Origin of the sequence: Pseudoalteromonas sp. PAR1 (assembly GCF_947311895.1) — a bacterium.
Classification (GTDB): Bacteria; Pseudomonadota; Gammaproteobacteria; order Enterobacterales; family Alteromonadaceae; genus Pseudoalteromonas; species Pseudoalteromonas lipolytica_C.
Genome location: NZ_CAMZMY010000013.1, coordinates 71,345 through 89,118 on the forward strand (window position 1 = coordinate 71,345; position 17,774 = coordinate 89,118).

Sequence of the window (17,774 nt, forward strand, 5' to 3'; positions counted from 1 at the left end):
TTGAATATAGTCAGCTTCTAATCAATTAGATAGATTGCACGGGCATTTTTAAAACTGAGTTGTTGCCATACATTGTACTGTTTACACAATGAAAAATAATGCTGCCAACATTGCTCATAGCTGGTATTGATTTGGCAAACAGGGAAGTTACTGGCAAACATGATTCGATGTTCACCAAAATAGTTTAACAGTTGATCCAGTAACCAGCGGTGCTTATTGGCCGCGAGCGTTGTAAATTCTAAACCAGAAAACTTAATCACGATATTATCGCAGCGACTTAATTTTATAATCGCACGTAGCCAGTTTTGCTCATTATTAATAAAGCCTAAATGATTTATAACCACCTGTAATTTAGGAATAGCACGACAGTAATGCAGTAACTGTTCGGTTACCTGTTGATTTTCAATCTCGAACTGAGCTTCAAATATTAAGTGTTTACTAGCAAGATAAGCAAGGTTCTCTTGGCAATGCGGGTCTAATAAACGCATTGAGTCACTCCCTTCGGTTATATCACGAATGCCAGCAAGTTGAGGTTGCTCTAAGGCTGACATTGCAGCGATAAACTGATTGCTAGGAGCATTAATGGCGCTAAAGCTAATTGCTTTATAGGGCATACTTTTCAAGTGTTTGCTAAGCCAGTTAAGCTCATTGACCGGCGCTTGGTTGTCGAAGCCTGCTTCAATATGCACCAGTGCTTCTAGTTGAAATGGACACGCTGCTTTAAGCTCTGCAGCGGTTGTTTGCGCTTTAATTTTATCGAGGTTTGGCCAAGCAGGAGGAGTGTTGCCTTGAAGCCAAGTATATTGACCCTCAGTGAGGTTAAAAAAGTGCACATGGGGGTCAATAATCTTGTCGCTCATTGTGTGGTGTATCCACCATCAATGCTTTGCAAGCTACCAGTGATAAAGCTCGCTTCAGGACTGATTAAAAAGTTCACCAAAGCGGCAATTTCTTCTGGTTGCCCTAAGCGACCTAAAGGTTGCAGCGCAGCTTCTTCAGCAACAACCTCAGCTTTGTTGGCACCACTTTGCTGACAATATGCATCAATCGCATTATGGAAAAGCGGCGTTTCTATCGTGCCCGGACAAACCGCGTTAGCACGAATGTTAAACGCGGCATAATCCAGTGCTGTGGTTTTTGCCATTGAAGCCAGTGCATGCTTGGTTAGGTTATAAGCAAACGAATTTGGTTTGCCAATAATTGCCTGATCAGAAGCAACCAATACAATGCTGCCACCTTGCTGGCTTTTCATGCTAGGTAATACGGCTTGAATTGCAGCATAAGCACCTTTTACATTGAGCGCAAACAGGGCATCAAACGTTGCTTCATCAGTGTTTTCAATGTTGGCACTCAAATGACGACCTGCATTGGATACTAAGGCATCAACGCGACCCGTCTCGGCAATGATATCGGCGATAACCGACTTCACCTGCTGAATATCACTAACGTCACAGTGGCGATAATTGCCCTCAGATGGGGTGATATCTAAATTATAAACGGTGTAAGCTTCACGCTCTAAACGCTCAACAATCGCTTTGCCAATACCTTTACTGCCGCCTGTGACAATTGCAACGTTTGTCATCATTTACCCTTAGTGGCTGTGGCCACAGCCGCCTTCACCGTGCACATGACCGTGTGATAACTCTTCGGCTGTTGCTTGGCGAACATTAAGCACTTCAACGTCAAAAGTCAGTGTTTTACCAGCAAATGGGTGGTTTAAGTCACAATCTGCATTGAAACGACCTACTTTAACGATCGTTACTTGATGACGACCTTGGTTTGAATGAACAATAGCAGTCATACCTGGCTTCCACACTTTTGTGTTGCCTTGTAAGTGCTTAAGTGGAATACGTTGGATCAGATCATCAACGCGTTCGCCGTAAGATTCGCTAGGCTCAAGTGTTACGCTGAAGTTATCGCCAGTAGTTTTTCCTTCAAGCGCTTTTTCAAGACCCGGAAGCATGCCTTCAGTGCCATGGATATATGAAAGTGGCTCGCCATCTTTGCTAGATTCAATTTGCTCGCCCGCTTCACTCAAAGTGTAGTGAAACTCAACCACTGCGTCTTTACTGATTTGCATGTTATTACTCTTTAGAATTTAAAATATAAGCGTTGATTTTACGCTAAGCGCTTTGGCTGAGCAATCAAGGCTTTTTCAATGAGCTTTCAATACCAGATAACATTACTTCGCTGGCTGATGCTTGCGGCTCGGGCTGCATTATTTGTGGCAAGTGCAAAGTGAGTATGGTGCCAGGTTTAATTATGCTGGTGGCGGTTAGTTTATTCCACTTTGCAACATCTTTGTGAGGAACATCGTAAAGCTGACTGATACTCCAAATAGAGTCCCCAGGTTTTACTTGGTAATTAACTGCAATAGTTGATACCACATCTTCTTGTTGCTCTAAGTAAGGACTAATATCGTAATCCACGATGAGTGATTTTGGCATGGTGTGAGGCTTTGTTAAACTCAACTGCTCGCCAATTTTAATTAAGTTCGAAGACTTGTTATTCATCTTTTTTAAATCAGCTACTTGCATACCAAAGCGGGTGGCGATGCTGTATAACGTATCACCTTTTTGTACCGTGTACTCTCCAGCAAAATTATTTCTAAATAGCTTACTTTGCAACAAGGTTTGTTGCTCGACAGGCAGGAGTAAGGTATGGGGGCCGTTTGGAGAGCTTTGGTTTTTTAAATAACCAGGGTTCAATTTGTGTAGCTGTTTACGCCCCACCCCTGACAAACTAGCAATAACTGAAAAATCGAACTGCTGGCCGATATTAAACTCAGTAGTCAGTGCTTTATTTGCTAGCCTTGGGCGCTTAAGGCCGAGTTCAGGATGTTTTAGTAAATAACTCAGTGCCATTAACTTTGGGATATAGTCGGCAGTTTCTTGAGGTAATGAAAGAGACCAATAATCTGTTTTTTTACCCAAGTGTTTGTTTTTTGCTATGGCTTTTTTTACTCTGCCTTCGCCACTATTGTAAGCTGCTAAAGCATGCAGCCAGTTACCATCAAACCGTTTATGTAAGTAACGTAGATAGGCCAAAGCAGCATCAGTTGAGGCTAATACATCTTGACGACCGTCATACCATTGATCGCTTTGTATGCCAAAGTGATAGGCGGTTGCTCCAACTAATTGCCACACCCCTACGGCATGTTCTGATGAGCGAATTGTAGGCCTGAAGTCACTTTCTACAAAAGGTAATAATGCCAACTCCATTGGTAACTTTTGTTGCTCTACACGGCGGACAATATGATACAGATAGGGTGCAGCACGTTTGTTTACTTTCAGTAAGTAATTAGGTTGTGCTAAATACCATTTAAGACGAGCGGTGGTATGTGCATTGGTTTGGAAAACAAGGCTTAAATTATTCGCAATGTGTTGCCATAACTCTTCGGCACGTGCAGTTGGTAATGGAGTATTATTTACTGGCACAGGCTCTTTTGGTGACACCTTTATTTGGGGCGTCGCCACAATAAACTCGTTTGCTTCGAGTTGGGGGGCTAAGTCAGGTTCATAGTGGCTGAAGATAACTGGCCGCTCTGAGTGTTCCTGAGCAGTGTCTTGCTGAGTAAGTTGGCATCCTTGTAAGCCAATAATAAAGCTCAGCAAAAGTATGTATTTCAATTTTATACGAGCCATATAATAAAATCCTTTTATTATTTTAGCGCTATTTTGACAATTTGGCCTTCTTAAGTCCAGCTTCTAGAAACATAGTGAATGCCCGATTACCAATTTCATCAAGCTGATATTGCTGTTTGATCTGTTCAGGAAAAAGCTCAATTAACTCCTCAACCGATTTATCGGGCTGCGCTTTTGTAAGGGTAATAATTGCGTTTAAAAATGCGATTGGTTTAGCTAGTTCAGCTGTATTTAGCTGTTCGCCATGGCCGGGTAAAATAGTCACGAGCTCAGTATTATTGTGAATTTTTTTGAGCGTTGTTAGCCAGTTTTCTAATTCGCCATGACCAGGGTAGGGTAAGCTATCAACGATATCTGCGCCAACTAACACTCTGCCATGATCAGCGGTAATGGTTAAGTCACCTTGAGTGTGAGCCCGATAAGGCGTTAATGTAATAGGGTAGTGACCTAATTCAAGACTAGTCTGCTTTGATACGCTTATCGCTGGTGGGTTTAAACTAAGCTCTCGCCAACGAAATAAACGTTGTTTAGCAAGGGTTAATTTGTCGCGCCAAATAGTTTGCTGATCTTCAGGCTGATTCGCCAAGCGTTGGTAGCTAAGCTCAATACTTTTTTCATAACCATCTAGTTTATCTTTTAATGCTTGTTGCATTGCTGCAAATTCACTAGCCACTTGCTGATGTACAATTAGTTTGGCATCAGGAAATTCAGCTTGTAATACGGCTAACCCTAACAAGTGGTCATCGTGAAAATGACTCGCCACTAGATAACACAAGGGGGTTTTTAAACGTTGTTTTAATTGCTTGGCAAGGCTTTCAACTTCTGCAAAGTTACCACTTGCATCTACCATCAAAGCACATTTTTTTCCTTCAATGAGCACTTGGTTTGAATCATAAAAGCGTAACTTACTTTGTTGTTTTAAAAATTGAATTTCAGGCGTGATTGTATGCCAGCTAACATTTGCTTGTGCGTTTAACCCAGTAAATAAAAAAAGTAATGCAGCAGCAATTCGCATATTTATTTGCTCGAATATGAGTGAATATGATCGATTGTAAACAAAAAAAGCGCTGTGTGCGCTTTTTAGGGATCGAGATGTTGGCTGAGTTTATCAATTAAACTGTCATGTTGCTGTTCTTGTTTTGCTTGTTGCGATTTCACTTCAAGCAATTCATGACTTAAATGTAATGCAGCCATTAGCAAAGCGTTTTGTTCATTACGAACTGTTGAGCGTTGTTTCATTTGCTCCACCAAGTCATTTAAATTTTGAGCTGCGGCTATAAGGGCATGCTCTTGCCCTTGTGGGCAAGAGAATTCATGTTCCTTACCCAGTAGCTCGACAGTGACTCGCTGACTTTGTGGGGAGCTCATTAGCTAGCCTGTTGAACGCTTTGTAATTTCTCAAGCAGACCGGTAAGTGTACTGCTAGCATCTTTTTGTTTCTCTTCGTTTTCGAGAACTTCAAGTTGCAGAGTTTCGTTTTCATCTAACAGTTTTGCTGTTTGTTCTTGTAAGCTTTTAACTTCGCTTTCAAGTTCACTGTTGCGAAGGATTAATTTGTCGATCAGTTGTTCGAGTTGGGAAAGAGTTTCGTTATTCATAAATGCGCTCATAAAACTGTGATTATTGTCATGCAAATGTAAAGGAAAGTGCCTTGATATGCCAGCATTTACGGCTGTTTTAGCAGATTTTTATTTATTATTAAGGCGTAATTCAGTGTAATGGCTTTTTTATTCATTTATGGTTCACTGAAGCGCCACATTTTCTGTTTATCATGTACAATATGACTATTCATTTTTAATGCAGCTTTTGCATCTGGCGACTTATAAATATGCTTAGTTATCGACATTCTTTCCATGCGGGCAATCCTGCCGATGTTTTAAAACACCTTGTTTTAGCTGAAGTACTTAAATACCAAACTATCAAAGATAAGCCACTCGATTATGTGGATACGCATTCTGGTGCAGGTTTTTTTGAACTGGCTGGTAGTGATGCACAAAAAACACAAGAATATTTAGATGGCATCGCCAAGCTTTGGCATCACCGTAGTGAACATGCGGAACTAAATGACTATATTGAGCTTATTAAGTTGTTTAATGAAAATGGTAATTTAGATTTTTACCCAGGCTCACCGAAAATTGCAGAGCACTTCCTACGCCGCCAAGATAATGGTTGGTTTTTTGAATTACATCCACGCGACTTACAGCTTTTGCAAGACAACATGAAAGGAAAGCGTTCAATTCGCGTGCGTGGCGAAAATGGTTTTCAAGGCTTGGTAGGCTTGTTACCACCAGCCTCTCGGCGTGCGTGTGTATTGATTGACCCTCCATATGAAATTAAAGATGACTATGACACTGTTGTAAAAACGCTTGTCAAAGCACATAAACGTTTCGCAACAGGCACATATATGATTTGGTATCCGGTAGTCGACCGTGAACGAATCGATAGAATGGAAGCAGGATTAATTGCGTCGGGTATGCGTAATATTCAACTTTTCGAATTAGCAACTGAGGCCGATACCGACGTTCATGGCATGACAGCATCGGGTATGATAGTGATCAACCCGCCATGGAAATTAAAGCAAACAATGGATGCGGTATTACCAGAACTTGTTTCATTACTGAGTGATAGCAGTGGTTTTTATCGCAGTGAACAGTTAGTTGAAGAGTAAATTGTTTTCCATATAAAAAGCCCAACAATCACTGTTGGGCTTTTTTATGCGTTGCCTAAATTTATCTTTATAGTTGTTTATATAAAGTTTAGGTTGCTTTATTTAGTTCATATAAGTGGCTGCAAAGGTAGCAACAGGTTCGCTACTATCATCAAGCAATATGAGCTTTTCACCATTTATTGTAAATTGAGCAGTCGCAGCTAAAGCTGCAGACATAGCTGCTTCTATATCCATTTGCGAAATACACATTTTTTCGGTGCTTGCTAATGGGTTAAAGGTCAGAGTTTGGCCACTGACTTCATAGCTACCAGAGAAATTATTGCAGCCCAAGAAACCATTGGTTGAGCCATCTTCTTTGAATTGAATAAAAGGCTCTTTGGTTTCGACCGTCACTGCTTCATCATTAATGGTGATAGCTTTCCAGTAAGTGTTTACCAAAGTAACATCTGGCTTTTTAGCAGATACTTTAGAAACGGTTACTTTATAAACCTCAGCAGTTTCATCTTCGACAAATGGATTGTTATGAGTCGTGCTTATATAAAGCAATTTACCTTGGTTTTCGATGCGAGCACTTACGCTGTAACGGTGACGATCAACGATTTTACTATCATCATATTCAAGAGCCACAGTGTAAGGTGGTGCACCATTTAGTTCAATCTCTTGCTCGCTGATTACATCAGCTTTTGCGTCCATTTTTGAAACATCAGCAAGTTGCACCTTTAGTACTGAGCCTGGTGGTAACATGCTGCGGTCTAAGTAAGTAACCTCAGTAGTAAGAGTTTTCATTGTAGATTGCTCTGCTTGTTGGGTACTAGAATTGTCCCCACAACCCGTTAATACAACGCTGCTACCTAACAGCATAAGACTACAAATAGAGGCGTTTTTTAAAGATGAGAAGGTATCCGAAGCCATGATTATTTTCCTTGCGTTACACTATGTAAATAATTAGAAAAGCATAAAGTTCGCTGACTTAATCATAGCTTAATTAATTGAAAATGGGCACAAGGCCCATTTATTTCATGTATTATTTTTTCACGTACTTAGTGAGAATAACAATACGCTGACCTTCTACGCGCCCTTCGATGTGTTCAGGGTTGCTAGTCAGGCCGATATTTCTAACAGCTGTGCCTCGTTTTGCAACTAGGCTACTGCCTTTTACGTCAAGATCTTTAATCAGTGTAACGGTGTCACCAGCTTGAAGAACCACACCATTGCTATCGATATGTTTAATGTCATCTTCTTCGGCAAGGGCCATTTGCGCCCATTTAAGGGTATCTTCTTCAAGGTAAATCATGTCTAGCGCGTCTTGTGCCCAACCATTATCCGCAGCTAAGCGTTTTAACATGCGATAAGCCACAACTTGCACAGCGGGTGTTTGACTCCACATGCTATCGTTTAGGCAGTGCCAATGGTTTGCTGTTAGCTCTGCGCTATTGTCAATTTGGTCTTTACAGGTTTGGCACACATAAATGCACTTGTCTGAATGAGCCTCTGTAACAGGGGGGACTTCGTAAACAGATAGGTTATCTGTATTAGTACAAAGTTCACATTGGTTATTACTGCGTTCGATAAGGGCTTGTTCAATGCTCATAGGAGGCTCTTTTAAGTTAACAAGGTAAGAAAAACAGCGCGCAGTATAGCAAAAGTAGGTCCAAAGCGGAATATCCTTAGTTATTGTGGGGGTATGTTTTTCGTATATTTGTTGATGATGGCATCAAGGCGGGCGGATTGTTTTAACTCATCGATAGCCATATTTATCTTTGGTAGCAATGCTTGGTGTTCAGCACGTAGGCGAATTTTTAGGTTACCAAGCGAGTGTAGCGCGCCAAAGTCGATATCAGCATTAAATTGCTGAGCCCAATACAGCGCAGGCAGTTTATCTAGAATGACTACCTCAATACGTTTTAGTTTTAGAGCTTCAATAAGTTGCTTTTCAGAACTAAAATCGACCCGTTTAAAGTGGTTGTCGTCGTAGTAATAATAGCCAAGTATAGTACCAACAGGTTGATTTTTTATGGCCTCAAGTTGTTGCCAATTGGTCACATTACTTTTCAAACTTACTAGGTATTCTTCAATGGTAAATAAGCTATCTGAATAAATAAATTGTGGGTTTTGCTTTTCGGTTTGGCTTAACCATTCAAGGCTAATTACATCAAAGTCGATGTGCCCAAGATGAAGATATTTAACGGTACGTTTGGCTGGCAGCTCTACATGTTTTGCTTGTATGTCAGCGAGCTGCATAACTCGCATGATAATTTCAGGCAATATCCCCGGTTCACGTTTATCGTTTGTGTAATATGGGAAATAGTTTCCAGACCCCGTGACATTGTATTTAAGTACGGGTGGTTGTTCCGCTTGTACAGACCGTGAAAGAAGTAATAAAACTAAGAAAGCCGAGTAAATTAGGGGCAATGGATTATTTGACATCGTTTTCATGTGCCTAGTGTGGTCGGGTTTTTATTTTTTAGCAAGGTGTTCAGCTTTCACTATACTAAGAACAGGAGTAAAGTGGGGGGACAGTATCTGAGCGAGATGTATAATGTCAGAATTAAGTATGGAAGGTAACAAAAGTCAGAGCATGACGCAGTATATAGCCCGGCAGCCAATATTTAATGCTGACAGAAACCTGTATGCCTATGAGTTATTGTACAGGGAATCAAATGATAATGTCTTTCCGGTGGGGACCAGTGATGGTCAAGCTACAGGTCGATTGTTTTTCAATGCCTTGATGTTGATGGGGTTAGAGAAGCTTACAGGTTTTCAACCAGCATTTATCAACTTATCAACTGACGCTATTTTAGATGACTTTCCAAAGTTGTTGCAGCCAACCAGTGCTGTGATAGAAATTGTCGAGCGTGCGACAAGTATCCCGCAAATTATTGGTCGAGTTAAACAATTAAAGCAAGATGGTTACCTTTTTGCATTAGATGACTACGACGGTGATGATAAGTGGCAAGATGTATTGCCATTAATGGACTTCATAAAAATAGAGGCTGCTGACCCAATCATTAAAACCAATATGACGGTTAAAAAGCTTAAACGCAGTTACCCAAAAGCAAAAGTTATTGTTGAGAGAGTAGAAAGCTACGAAGATTTTCAACAATTAAAAGCGGCTGGTTGTGATTTATTTCAAGGGTATTTTTTTGCGAAGCCAGAATTGCTAAGGTTTGGTAATGTGGAGCCTTCAAAAGTGGCTGTTCTAGAGTTACTCAGCTGCACTGCTCAAACGGCTCTAAATTTTGACCAAATCCAGCAACGTGTAGCCAAAGATATTGCCTTAACAGCTAGAATCTTAAGGCTGGTAAACGCACGAACCAGCAGTACACAACAGACAATTCGCTCAATTTCGCAGGCGGTTATTTATTTAGGTGAAGATGCAATTAGGCAATTTGTTCGTGTATTAGCACTAAGCGAGTTAGGGAACGATAAACCGCAAGAGTTAACTAAGCTTGGTTTAACTCGTGCTAAATTTATATCACTGATGCTTGAACCTGCGGGTAAAGAGCTTTCGGAGCAAGGTTATTTAGTGGGTCTTTTGTCTGTATTGGACGCTATTTTAGATGTAAAGCTTGATGCGGTTGTTAAAGAGTTCTCGCTTGGAGCAGAACTTACAAGTGCACTGGTTAAGTTTGATGGAATGCAAGGAGCCAGTTTGCAGCTTGTTATAGCTATGGAAAAAGAACAGTGGCAAACAGCAACTAAGTTACTAAAGATAATTCGTCCAGCAGCGAATATGGATATTGTGTATCGTGCAATGTATGACGCTCGTGCCTATGCTGACAATGTGTTTGACACTTTAGCATCGGTTGCAGACTAATCTCGTTAAGTTAGCTATGATGCCCGCAATGTTTACAGGTAAGGGTTATCAATATGCGTGTTTTTTTCCCCATTGTAATGATTATTGTGGCGTTAGCTTTACTTATACCGGGCGTGACGAGACCTGTTTTAACTTTAGAAGGTAAAATAGATAAATCGAAGCTTGCTAAAACAGGTATTGAAATGATTGCCGATGAAGGCGATCGCAATACGCGTAGTGTACTAATGATGGCATCAAGCATGTTGGGGCTTGATAAGCTTGAAGGCGAAATCGATGCCTACAAAAAAACGCGCAGCATTTGGGGCACAGTAAATGAGCTTGCCAATAACAAAAACTACCTTGTTGCTGCGCTGGTTGCGGTGTTCTCGATTGTTATTCCCACTTTAAAACTCCTGATGCAATTGCTTTATTGTTTCTTACCGATGAATAGATTTAAGCATTTACTCGGTCAACTCATACAAGGCTTAAGTAAATGGAGCATGGTTGATGTGTTTGTGATTGCATTAATCGTGTCTTATTTGGCTGGTAACGCCGATGGACAAATGGGCGAACTGATAAAAATGCATGCCGAATTAGGCGATGGATTTTGGTATTTTACTGGTTATTGCCTGTTTGCTATTGCTGCCAGCAGTAGCATTAAAACAGATAAACCCTTGTCGAGCGCGTAAATTTCGGGCTACAATTTGGGCAACTAATTTTTAAGGTATGATGATGACGCGACTTTCAAGCTACTTATTGATAGCTATGATGCTGCTCACTTTTGTGGGTCAGTCAGTTGCGTCTGTTGCTATGGTATGTGATATGCCACATGCCAGCATGCAAATGGACCATCATGCTACTATGAGCGCTGACAGCGACATGAGTGATATGGACTGTTGCCATGAAGACGTAATGGATACCAGCGATTGTGCGTGTCCGTTCAATGCCTGTACAGCTCACTCACTCCTGCCGCTAAATGATTTAGTTGTTAAATCAATTAAGCAATCAGAAAAAGTCACCGTGTTAGGCGCCAGCCAGCTTAGTTTCCGTGTAAGTTCTTTATATCGTCCACCTATTACTGCTTAAGCAGGATAGGTCTGTCTAAAATTTAGCAAAACGCTGAAATACACCTCATCCTGCAACCAAAATCTATTGTTTTTTAACCATTTTTAAGATTTTTGGAGCATGTGATGATTCACAGCAAATTGATTAAGGCGCTTTCTCTTGGCGCAGTATTGGTAACCTCAAGTTTAGTGAAAGCAGAGCCGTTGGCACTCAATCAGGTGATTGATTATGCATTGACTCACGAGCCTTGGTTACAGGCAAATAAATACCAGCAACAGGCGATAGAAGCGCAAAGCATTGCGGCCGGTACCTTGCCAGATCCAGTATTAACCGTTGGACTCATGAATTTACCAACCGATGGTTTTGCCTTTGATCAAGAAGGTATGACGCAATTCAAAGTGGGCTTGTCACAACAATTTAGCCGAGGTGATAGCCTTGCCCTACAGCAGCAAGCATTAAAACAATCAGCTGAGCAATACCCTTGGCTGCGTGCAGACCGCCAAGCGCAGGTTAAAGCCATTGTTAGCGAAGCATGGCTAAATGCCTATCGCGCGCAAAAAAGCATTCAACTGATCAACCAAGATAAAGCCTTATTTAATCAACTTATTGATATTACAGAAGCAAGCTATGCCAATACACTTGGCGCAACTCGCCAGCAGGATATTATTCGCGCTCAGCTAGAGCTGACTCGGCTTGAAGATAAGCTGGTGATGTTAGAGCAACAGTTTGATAGTGCCAAAAAGCGACTAGCACAATGGCTACCTATTGAAATGCTAAACGGTGCAGTGAGCGATGACAATACTAAGGTGGCTGCACTAATGCCTTATCAAGAGCTTGCACCGTCTGGGGTGACTGAAGTGTTGATGAGTCACCCGGCAATTATTGCTATTGATCATGCAATGCGTGCTAAAAACACCCAAGTACAAGTGGCTAAAGAAGCGTATAAGCCGCAATTTGGTATGAACCTAGGCTATGGCTATCGTGACGATACACCTATGGGTGACTCTCGCGCTGACTTGTTCTCTATAGGGGTGAGTGTTGATTTACCGCTGTTCACTGATAACCGTCAAGATCAACAAGTCAATGCCGCAATAGCTAGTGCAGAGGCAGTAAAAACCAACAAGCTTATTACCCTACAAAAATTGCAAGGTCAGTATTTTAAAGAGCTTAGCCAGTTGAGCCGACTAGCCCAGCGCAAAGCACTGTATCAACAGCAGCTATTACCGCAAATGGCAGAGCAAGCCGAAGCGACTTTAAATGCTTACACCAACGATGATGGTGACTTTTCAGAAGTGATGCGTGCACGTATCAGCGAACTTAACGCAAAAATTGATGCGTTGAATATCGAAATAGACAAACAAATAACCCTCGCTCGCCTTAACTATTACGCAGCAGCAAAAGATAACCAAATAAATGCAGTACAAAGCCAAGGAGCTAGCAATGAATAACACAGTGAAATTAGTTATCGCCTTGGCGGTAGGTGCAGCATTGGCAACGGCTGTAAATAAATTGGCTGAGCCAGAGCATACACAAATGCCAAGCGCTGAGAAAAAGCCGCTATATTGGGTGGCGCCTATGGACAGCAATTACCGCCGTGATGAACCGGGTTTATCACCAATGGGTATGGAATTAGTCCCCGTTTATGAGGAGCAAAGTAGCGCTGAAGACAGCCCGGGTACTGTGAGGATCTCACCAGCGGTCGTTAATAACTTAGGGGTAAGAACGGCGCCTGTACGTTTTAAATCATTACAAACGACGGTTGATACGGTTGGCTATGTGCAATACGACCAAGACCAATTAGTGCATATTCACCCTCGTGTCGAAGGCTGGATAGAAACCTTATATGTAAAAGCCGCAGGTGACCAAGTTAAGCAAGGCGAGCCACTTTATACCTTATATTCTCCACAGTTAGTGAATGCGCAAGAAGAGCTACTGCTTGCCCTTAAACGTAACAATGCAGTGCTTATACGTGCGGCAAAAGCACGCTTGGCCTCACTGAATGTTTCTGACGATTTTATTGCGCGATTAGAGCAAAGCCAAAAGGTTAGGCAAAACATTACCTTTTATGCCAAGCAAAGTGGCGTACTGGATGAGCTAAATATCCGCGAAGGTTTCTTTGTGAAACCAGGCACAACTATGATGAGTATTGCTCACCTAGAAGAAGTATGGGTCGAGGCAGAAGTTTTTGAGCGTCAAGCAGGGCTAATTCATAAAGGCTTGCCTGTTACCATGAGCTTAGATTACTTACCAGGCAAACGCTGGCAAGGCAAGGTCGATTATATTTATCCAACCCTTGATGAGAAAAACCGTACCCTGCGTGTGCGTTTACGCTTTGCTAACCAAGATGGCTTACTCAAACCGAATATGTTTGCTGAGGTTAGTATTACTACTAAGCCAACTGAGTCACAATTAGTGATAGCCAAAGAAGCGGTGATCCGCACCGGTAGCCAAGACCGTGTCGTCATTGATTTAGGTGAAGGGCGCTTTAAATCAGTCGCTGTGACGCTAGGTCGTAGTGATAATCACGATGTCGAAATTTTATCAGGCTTATTGAAAGACGATAACGTAGTGGTTTCAGCGCAGTTCTTAATAGACTCAGAATCAAGCAAAAGCTCTGACTTTATGCGTATGCAAGAGCCGGATACTGATAGTGCAATGGTCAATGGCGTGATCAACAGCATTGACCGCGAAGCCCGAACTGCTGTGATCAGTCGCGAAGCCATCCCTAAATGGGGGCGAGATGCAGCAACCATGGAGTTTCATTTTTCGCCACGCATCGATATGTCTAGTTTGCAAAGCGATGATGAAGTGCATTTTACCTTTAAGCTGGTTGATGGTGAGTTTGTGATTTTTGACATTATGACCATGAGCCACCCTATGCAAGGAGAAATGCAATGATAGCAGCCGTGATCCGTTGGTCAGTCGGTAATCGCTTCTTTGTATTACTGCTGTCTTTAATGTTGGCGGGCTTTGGGATTTTTTCTTTAAAGAATACCCCAGTTGATGCCTTGCCTGACTTATCTGATATACAGGTTATTGTAAAAACGTCTTACCCAGGACAAGCGCCACAGGTGGTGCAAGATCAAGTAACGTTTCCGATCACCACGGCCATGTTATCCGTGCCGGGTGCTGAAACGGTCAGGGGCTTTTCGTTTTTTGGTGACTCTTACGTATACGTTATTTTTAACGAAGACACCGACCTTTACTGGGCTCGGAGTCGGGTGCAAGAGTATTTAAGTCAAGTAAGTGCTCGCTTACCTGATTCAGCAAGGCCTGAACTTGGCCCTGATGCAACAGGGGTAGGTTGGATTTACCTGTATGCGCTGGTGGATAAAACCGGTAAACACGATATTAGCCAGCTACGAAGCCTGCAAGATTGGTTTTTAAAGTTTGAGCTGCAAACTGTGCCGGGCGTATCAGAAGTAGCTTCTGTTGGTGGTATGGTTAAGCAGTATCAGGTGAATGTCGACCCGGATAAATTACGTGCTTATGGTATTCCGTTAAGTTTAATTCAAACAGCAATTAAGCAAGGTAACCAAGAGCGTGGAGCCTCAGTGGTCGAAATGGCAGAAGCCGAATACATGGTATCGAGCACAGGTTACATCAAAAGTGTGGCCGATTTAGAAGCCATTCCGCTGGGTACTAATGCCAATGGTACGCCACTGCAATTACGCGATGTGGCCGATATAAAGCTTGGGCCACAAATGCGCCGTGGTATTGCTGAATTAAACGGCGAAGGCGAAGTAACTGGTGGTGTGGTAGTGATGCGCTTTGGAGAAAACGCCGAAGCAACCATTAAACTCGTAAAAGAAAAGCTAGAGTCGCTCAAAAAAGGACTGCCAGAGGGCGTCGAAATCATTCCAGTGTACGACCGTTCAAACCTTATTACCCAAGCACTTGATAACTTAAGTTCAAAGTTAATTGAAGAGTTAATCGTCGTGGCCTTAGTGTGTGTGGTGTTTTTATTCCATATACGCTCATCGATCGTAGCCATTATCACGTTGCCAATGGGTATTTTAACGGCTTTTGTGGTGATGTATTGGCAAGGTATAAACGCCAACATCATGTCGCTTGGCGGCATAGCGATTGCTATTGGTGCAATGACAGATGGTGCTATCGTGATGATAGAAAATATGCACAAGCATATGGAGAAAACCCCTCTGACCGATGAGAACCGCTGGCAAGTCGTGATGGACTCAGCCGCAGAAGTAGGGCCCGCGTTATTCTTTAGTTTATTAATTATCACCGTCAGCTTTATGCCAGTGTTTATTCTAGAAGCACAAGAAGGGCGTATGTTCTCGCCACTGGCTTATACAAAAACCTATGCCATGGCGGCCTCGGCTGGTTTAGCCATTACATTGGTGCCGGTGCTAATGGGCTACTTTATTCGCGGTAAGGTTATTTCGGAGCAGAAAAACCCTGTTAACCGGTTATTGGTAGCAGCGTATAAACCCTTATTAAATGCGGTATTAAAAGCGCCGAAAACAACTCTGTTACTCGCTGTGGTTTTGGCTGCTATTGGTTTTTACCCAGTTAATAAAATTGGTAGTGAGTTTATTCCTCCCCTTGATGAGGGCGACTTAATGTACATGCCAACTACTTACCCGGGTATTTCAATAGGTAAGGCCCGTGAAATCTTACAGCAGACCGATAAGCTAATTGCCAGTGTGCCAGAGGTTGAGTCGGTGTTTGGTAAGGTAGGTCGAGCGGATACTGCCACAGATCCTGCGCCGCTTACCATGATCGAAACCTTTATTCAGTTAAAGCCAAAGTCACAGTGGCGCGAGGGTATGACAACCGAGAAACTGAAAAAAGAGCTCGATAATCTGGTTAAGTTCCCAGGGCTTACCAATGCGTGGGTTATGCCAATCAAAGCACGAATCGACATGCTTGCCACTGGTATTAAAACGCCTGTGGGGATCAAAGTTGCTGGTCCAAAGCTGAGTGAAATTCAAAAAATCGGTGAGCAAATTGAAGTCATCTTAAAAGACTTACCGGGCACAGCTTCGGTTTATTCTGAGCGCGTAGCCGGCGGTCGCTACATCAAAGTCGATATCAACCGTGAAAAAGCAGCGCGTTATGGTTTGAATATTGCTGATGTACAACAGGTTGTTGCTACTGCTATCGGCGGTATGAATGTGACCGAAACCGTTGAAGGGCAAGAGCGTTACCCTGTTAACTTGCGTTACCCGCAAGATTATCGTGACTCGCCAGAAGAGCTTAAGTTGCTACCGATCGTGACGCCAAATGGACAGCGTATCGCATTGGCTGATGTTGCTCATGTCTTTATTGAAGATGGCCCGCCGGGTATTAAAAGTGAAAATGCGCGTATTAATGGCTGGAGCTTAATCGACATTGAAGGCAGTGATATCGGCAGTTATGTTGAGCGTGCGCAACAAGCGCTGCATGAGCAACTCGAGCTACCAGCTGGTTACTCAATTACTTGGGCGGGGCAATATGAGTATATGGAGCGTGCTAAAGCTAAGCTTAGCTACGTATTGCCATTAACCTTGGCAATTATTGTGGTGCTGTTATACCTCAATTTTAGAAGCTTTACTGAGGTAGCAATGATCATGTTGACCTTACCGCTTGCAATGATTGGGGGTATTTGGTTGATGTACCTTGAAGGTTTTAACTTCTCGGTAGCCGTTGGAGTCGGCTTTATAGCCTTAGCTGGGGTTGCTGTGGAAATTGGCGTGATCATGCTGGTTTATCTCAACCAAGCTTATCAAGATGCTAAAGCGCAATCAGCACAATTTACGGTTACAGAGCTGCGCCAAGCAATCATCAATGGTGCGGGCCTTCGGGTGAGACCTGTAATGATGACAGTTGCCACCATTATTATCGGTTTACTGCCGGTGCTTTATGGCACTGGAACGGGTAGTGAAGTGATGAGCCGAATAGCAGCGCCTATGGTTGGCGGGATGCTTAGTGCCATTGTTTTAACGCTACTTGTGTTACCTGCGCTTTATTTTATTTGGCGTAAACGAGATCTATAAATTTTACAGTCAGTGTGTAACTTGTACGCTTTTACTTGCTACAAGTTACACTTTTTATTTTTAAAATTATGATAATTAAAGCGTTTTTTACTGGTGTGATTTATGCAAAGTCTTATTAAATTGATTTTGATAAGGAATGCACATGCAAGTTAAAACAATACAGCAAGTTTATGATTGGACCGTGTTATTTCATACCCAAATGGCGGCCAACTTCCATAATGTTAAAGACTTACTGGACGAGCACAATCAAATGCTGGTGGAGTATTATCTGCAATACGAGAAAAAATTGGCAGAAGATCTGGTTGGCTTTAAAGCCATTACAGAACTGAACACACTGGATACTTATTGCTACGAGTACTTTTCAGACAACCCAGATTTGATCACGTTTGATGATATTAGTACTGATCAAAAAATTGATGAAAAGGCCATTCAAGTATATTTAACGACACAGCATCAAAAGGTTATTGATTTATATGAATACCTTGTATCGCGTGCCGAAACTGCTGCAACGATTGAAAAGCTCGAGCGTTTACTAGAGCTTGAACATCAAGGTCTTAAGCAAATGATGCAAAGCTCAAACCGTCATATGGATATGTAATCGA

The 17,774-nt window shown here is 42.2% G+C and carries 18 protein-coding genes; 8 read left to right on the forward strand and 10 right to left on the reverse strand.

Translation table 11 applies throughout. The annotated features are described in order from the left end of the window. Positions 1-17: 17 nt before the first annotated feature. From QL229_RS12375 to QL229_RS12405, 7 genes are all read right to left on the reverse strand, one after another. Positions 18-860: an amidohydrolase family protein gene (locus QL229_RS12375; RefSeq protein ID WP_235383132.1), complete on the reverse strand. Its 843-nt coding sequence runs from the start codon at positions 858-860 to the stop codon at positions 18-20. After that, positions 857-1,582: an SDR family oxidoreductase gene (locus QL229_RS12380; RefSeq protein WP_135923288.1), complete on the reverse strand. Its 726-nt coding sequence runs from the start codon at positions 1,580-1,582 to the stop codon at positions 857-859. Before QL229_RS12380 ends, QL229_RS12375 begins: the two co-directional genes overlap by 4 nt. A gap of 9 nt (positions 1,583-1,591) precedes the next feature. After that, positions 1,592-2,080: a peptidylprolyl isomerase gene (locus QL229_RS12385; RefSeq protein ID WP_135923289.1), complete on the reverse strand. Its 489-nt coding sequence runs from the start codon at positions 2,078-2,080 to the stop codon at positions 1,592-1,594. 64 nt (positions 2,081-2,144) lie between these two features. Further along, complete coding sequence (locus QL229_RS12390; protein WP_281546943.1) at positions 2,145-3,644, reverse strand: LysM peptidoglycan-binding domain-containing protein; 1,500 nt, start codon at positions 3,642-3,644, stop codon at positions 2,145-2,147. Positions 3,645-3,672: 28 nt separating this feature from the next. After that, positions 3,673-4,659 (reverse strand): MBL fold metallo-hydrolase, encoded by a 987-nt coding sequence (locus QL229_RS12395; protein ID WP_281546944.1) that lies wholly within the window; start codon positions 4,657-4,659, stop codon positions 3,673-3,675. 65 nt (positions 4,660-4,724) lie between these two features. Next, the gene (locus QL229_RS12400; protein WP_135923292.1) at positions 4,725-5,012 is read right to left on the reverse strand and encodes a cell division protein ZapA; all 288 of its coding nucleotides are present in this window, start codon (positions 5,010-5,012) and stop codon (positions 4,725-4,727) included. Beyond that, positions 5,012-5,242 (reverse strand): DUF904 domain-containing protein, encoded by a 231-nt coding sequence (locus tag QL229_RS12405; protein ID WP_130050403.1) that lies wholly within the window; start codon positions 5,240-5,242, stop codon positions 5,012-5,014. Before QL229_RS12405 ends, QL229_RS12400 begins: the two co-directional genes overlap by 1 nt. Before the next feature lie 230 nt (positions 5,243-5,472). Between QL229_RS12405 and rlmJ the strand changes: the two genes are divergently transcribed. Then, positions 5,473-6,312, forward strand: a complete 840-nt coding sequence (gene rlmJ / locus QL229_RS12410) for a 23S rRNA (adenine(2030)-N(6))-methyltransferase RlmJ (protein WP_235383130.1) — start codon at positions 5,473-5,475, stop codon at positions 6,310-6,312. Positions 6,313-6,414: 102 nt separating this feature from the next. On the opposite strand, the gene QL229_RS12415 is transcribed toward rlmJ, so the two are convergent. The 3 genes from QL229_RS12415 to QL229_RS12425 all read right to left on the reverse strand — a co-directional run bounded on the left by QL229_RS12415 (position 6,415) and on the right by QL229_RS12425 (position 8,739). Next, positions 6,415-7,224 (reverse strand): META domain-containing protein, encoded by an 810-nt coding sequence (locus tag QL229_RS12415; RefSeq protein ID WP_138556694.1) that lies wholly within the window; start codon positions 7,222-7,224, stop codon positions 6,415-6,417. 112 nt (positions 7,225-7,336) lie between these two features. Continuing rightward, the gene (locus QL229_RS12420) at positions 7,337-7,903 is read right to left on the reverse strand and encodes an alkylphosphonate utilization protein (RefSeq protein ID WP_135923295.1); all 567 of its coding nucleotides are present in this window, start codon (positions 7,901-7,903) and stop codon (positions 7,337-7,339) included. An 80-nt stretch (positions 7,904-7,983) separates the two neighbouring features. After that, positions 7,984-8,739, reverse strand: a complete 756-nt coding sequence (locus QL229_RS12425) for a transporter substrate-binding domain-containing protein (RefSeq protein ID WP_281546945.1) — start codon at positions 8,737-8,739, stop codon at positions 7,984-7,986. A 112-nt stretch (positions 8,740-8,851) separates the two neighbouring features. Here QL229_RS12425 and QL229_RS12430 point away from each other — a divergent pair, with 112 nt between their 5' ends. From QL229_RS12430 to QL229_RS12460, 7 genes are all read left to right on the forward strand, one after another. After that, positions 8,852-10,129: an HDOD domain-containing protein gene (locus tag QL229_RS12430; protein WP_240704490.1), complete on the forward strand. Its 1,278-nt coding sequence runs from the start codon at positions 8,852-8,854 to the stop codon at positions 10,127-10,129. Between the two features lie 53 nt (positions 10,130-10,182). Then, a complete protein-coding gene (locus tag QL229_RS12435; protein ID WP_281546946.1) occupies positions 10,183-10,797 on the forward strand; it encodes a paraquat-inducible protein A in 615 nt (204 codons plus the stop codon). A 43-nt stretch (positions 10,798-10,840) separates the two neighbouring features. Beyond that, entirely contained in the window at positions 10,841-11,194 is a 354-nt protein-coding gene (locus QL229_RS12440) for a hypothetical protein (protein WP_138556696.1), read from the forward strand. Positions 11,195-11,298: 104 nt separating this feature from the next. Further along, positions 11,299-12,621 (forward strand): TolC family protein, encoded by a 1,323-nt coding sequence (locus QL229_RS12445; protein WP_281546947.1) that lies wholly within the window; start codon positions 11,299-11,301, stop codon positions 12,619-12,621. Continuing rightward, complete coding sequence (locus QL229_RS12450) at positions 12,614-14,071, forward strand: efflux RND transporter periplasmic adaptor subunit (protein WP_281546948.1); 1,458 nt, start codon at positions 12,614-12,616, stop codon at positions 14,069-14,071. Before QL229_RS12445 ends, QL229_RS12450 begins: the two co-directional genes overlap by 8 nt. Continuing rightward, positions 14,068-17,172, forward strand: a complete 3,105-nt coding sequence (locus QL229_RS12455; RefSeq protein WP_281546949.1) for an efflux RND transporter permease subunit — start codon at positions 14,068-14,070, stop codon at positions 17,170-17,172. The genes QL229_RS12450 and QL229_RS12455 overlap by 4 nt, the downstream gene beginning before the upstream one ends. A 142-nt stretch (positions 17,173-17,314) precedes the next feature. Next, the gene (locus tag QL229_RS12460) at positions 17,315-17,770 is read left to right on the forward strand and encodes a hypothetical protein (protein ID WP_135923302.1); all 456 of its coding nucleotides are present in this window, start codon (positions 17,315-17,317) and stop codon (positions 17,768-17,770) included. Positions 17,771-17,774 lie beyond the last annotated feature (4 nt).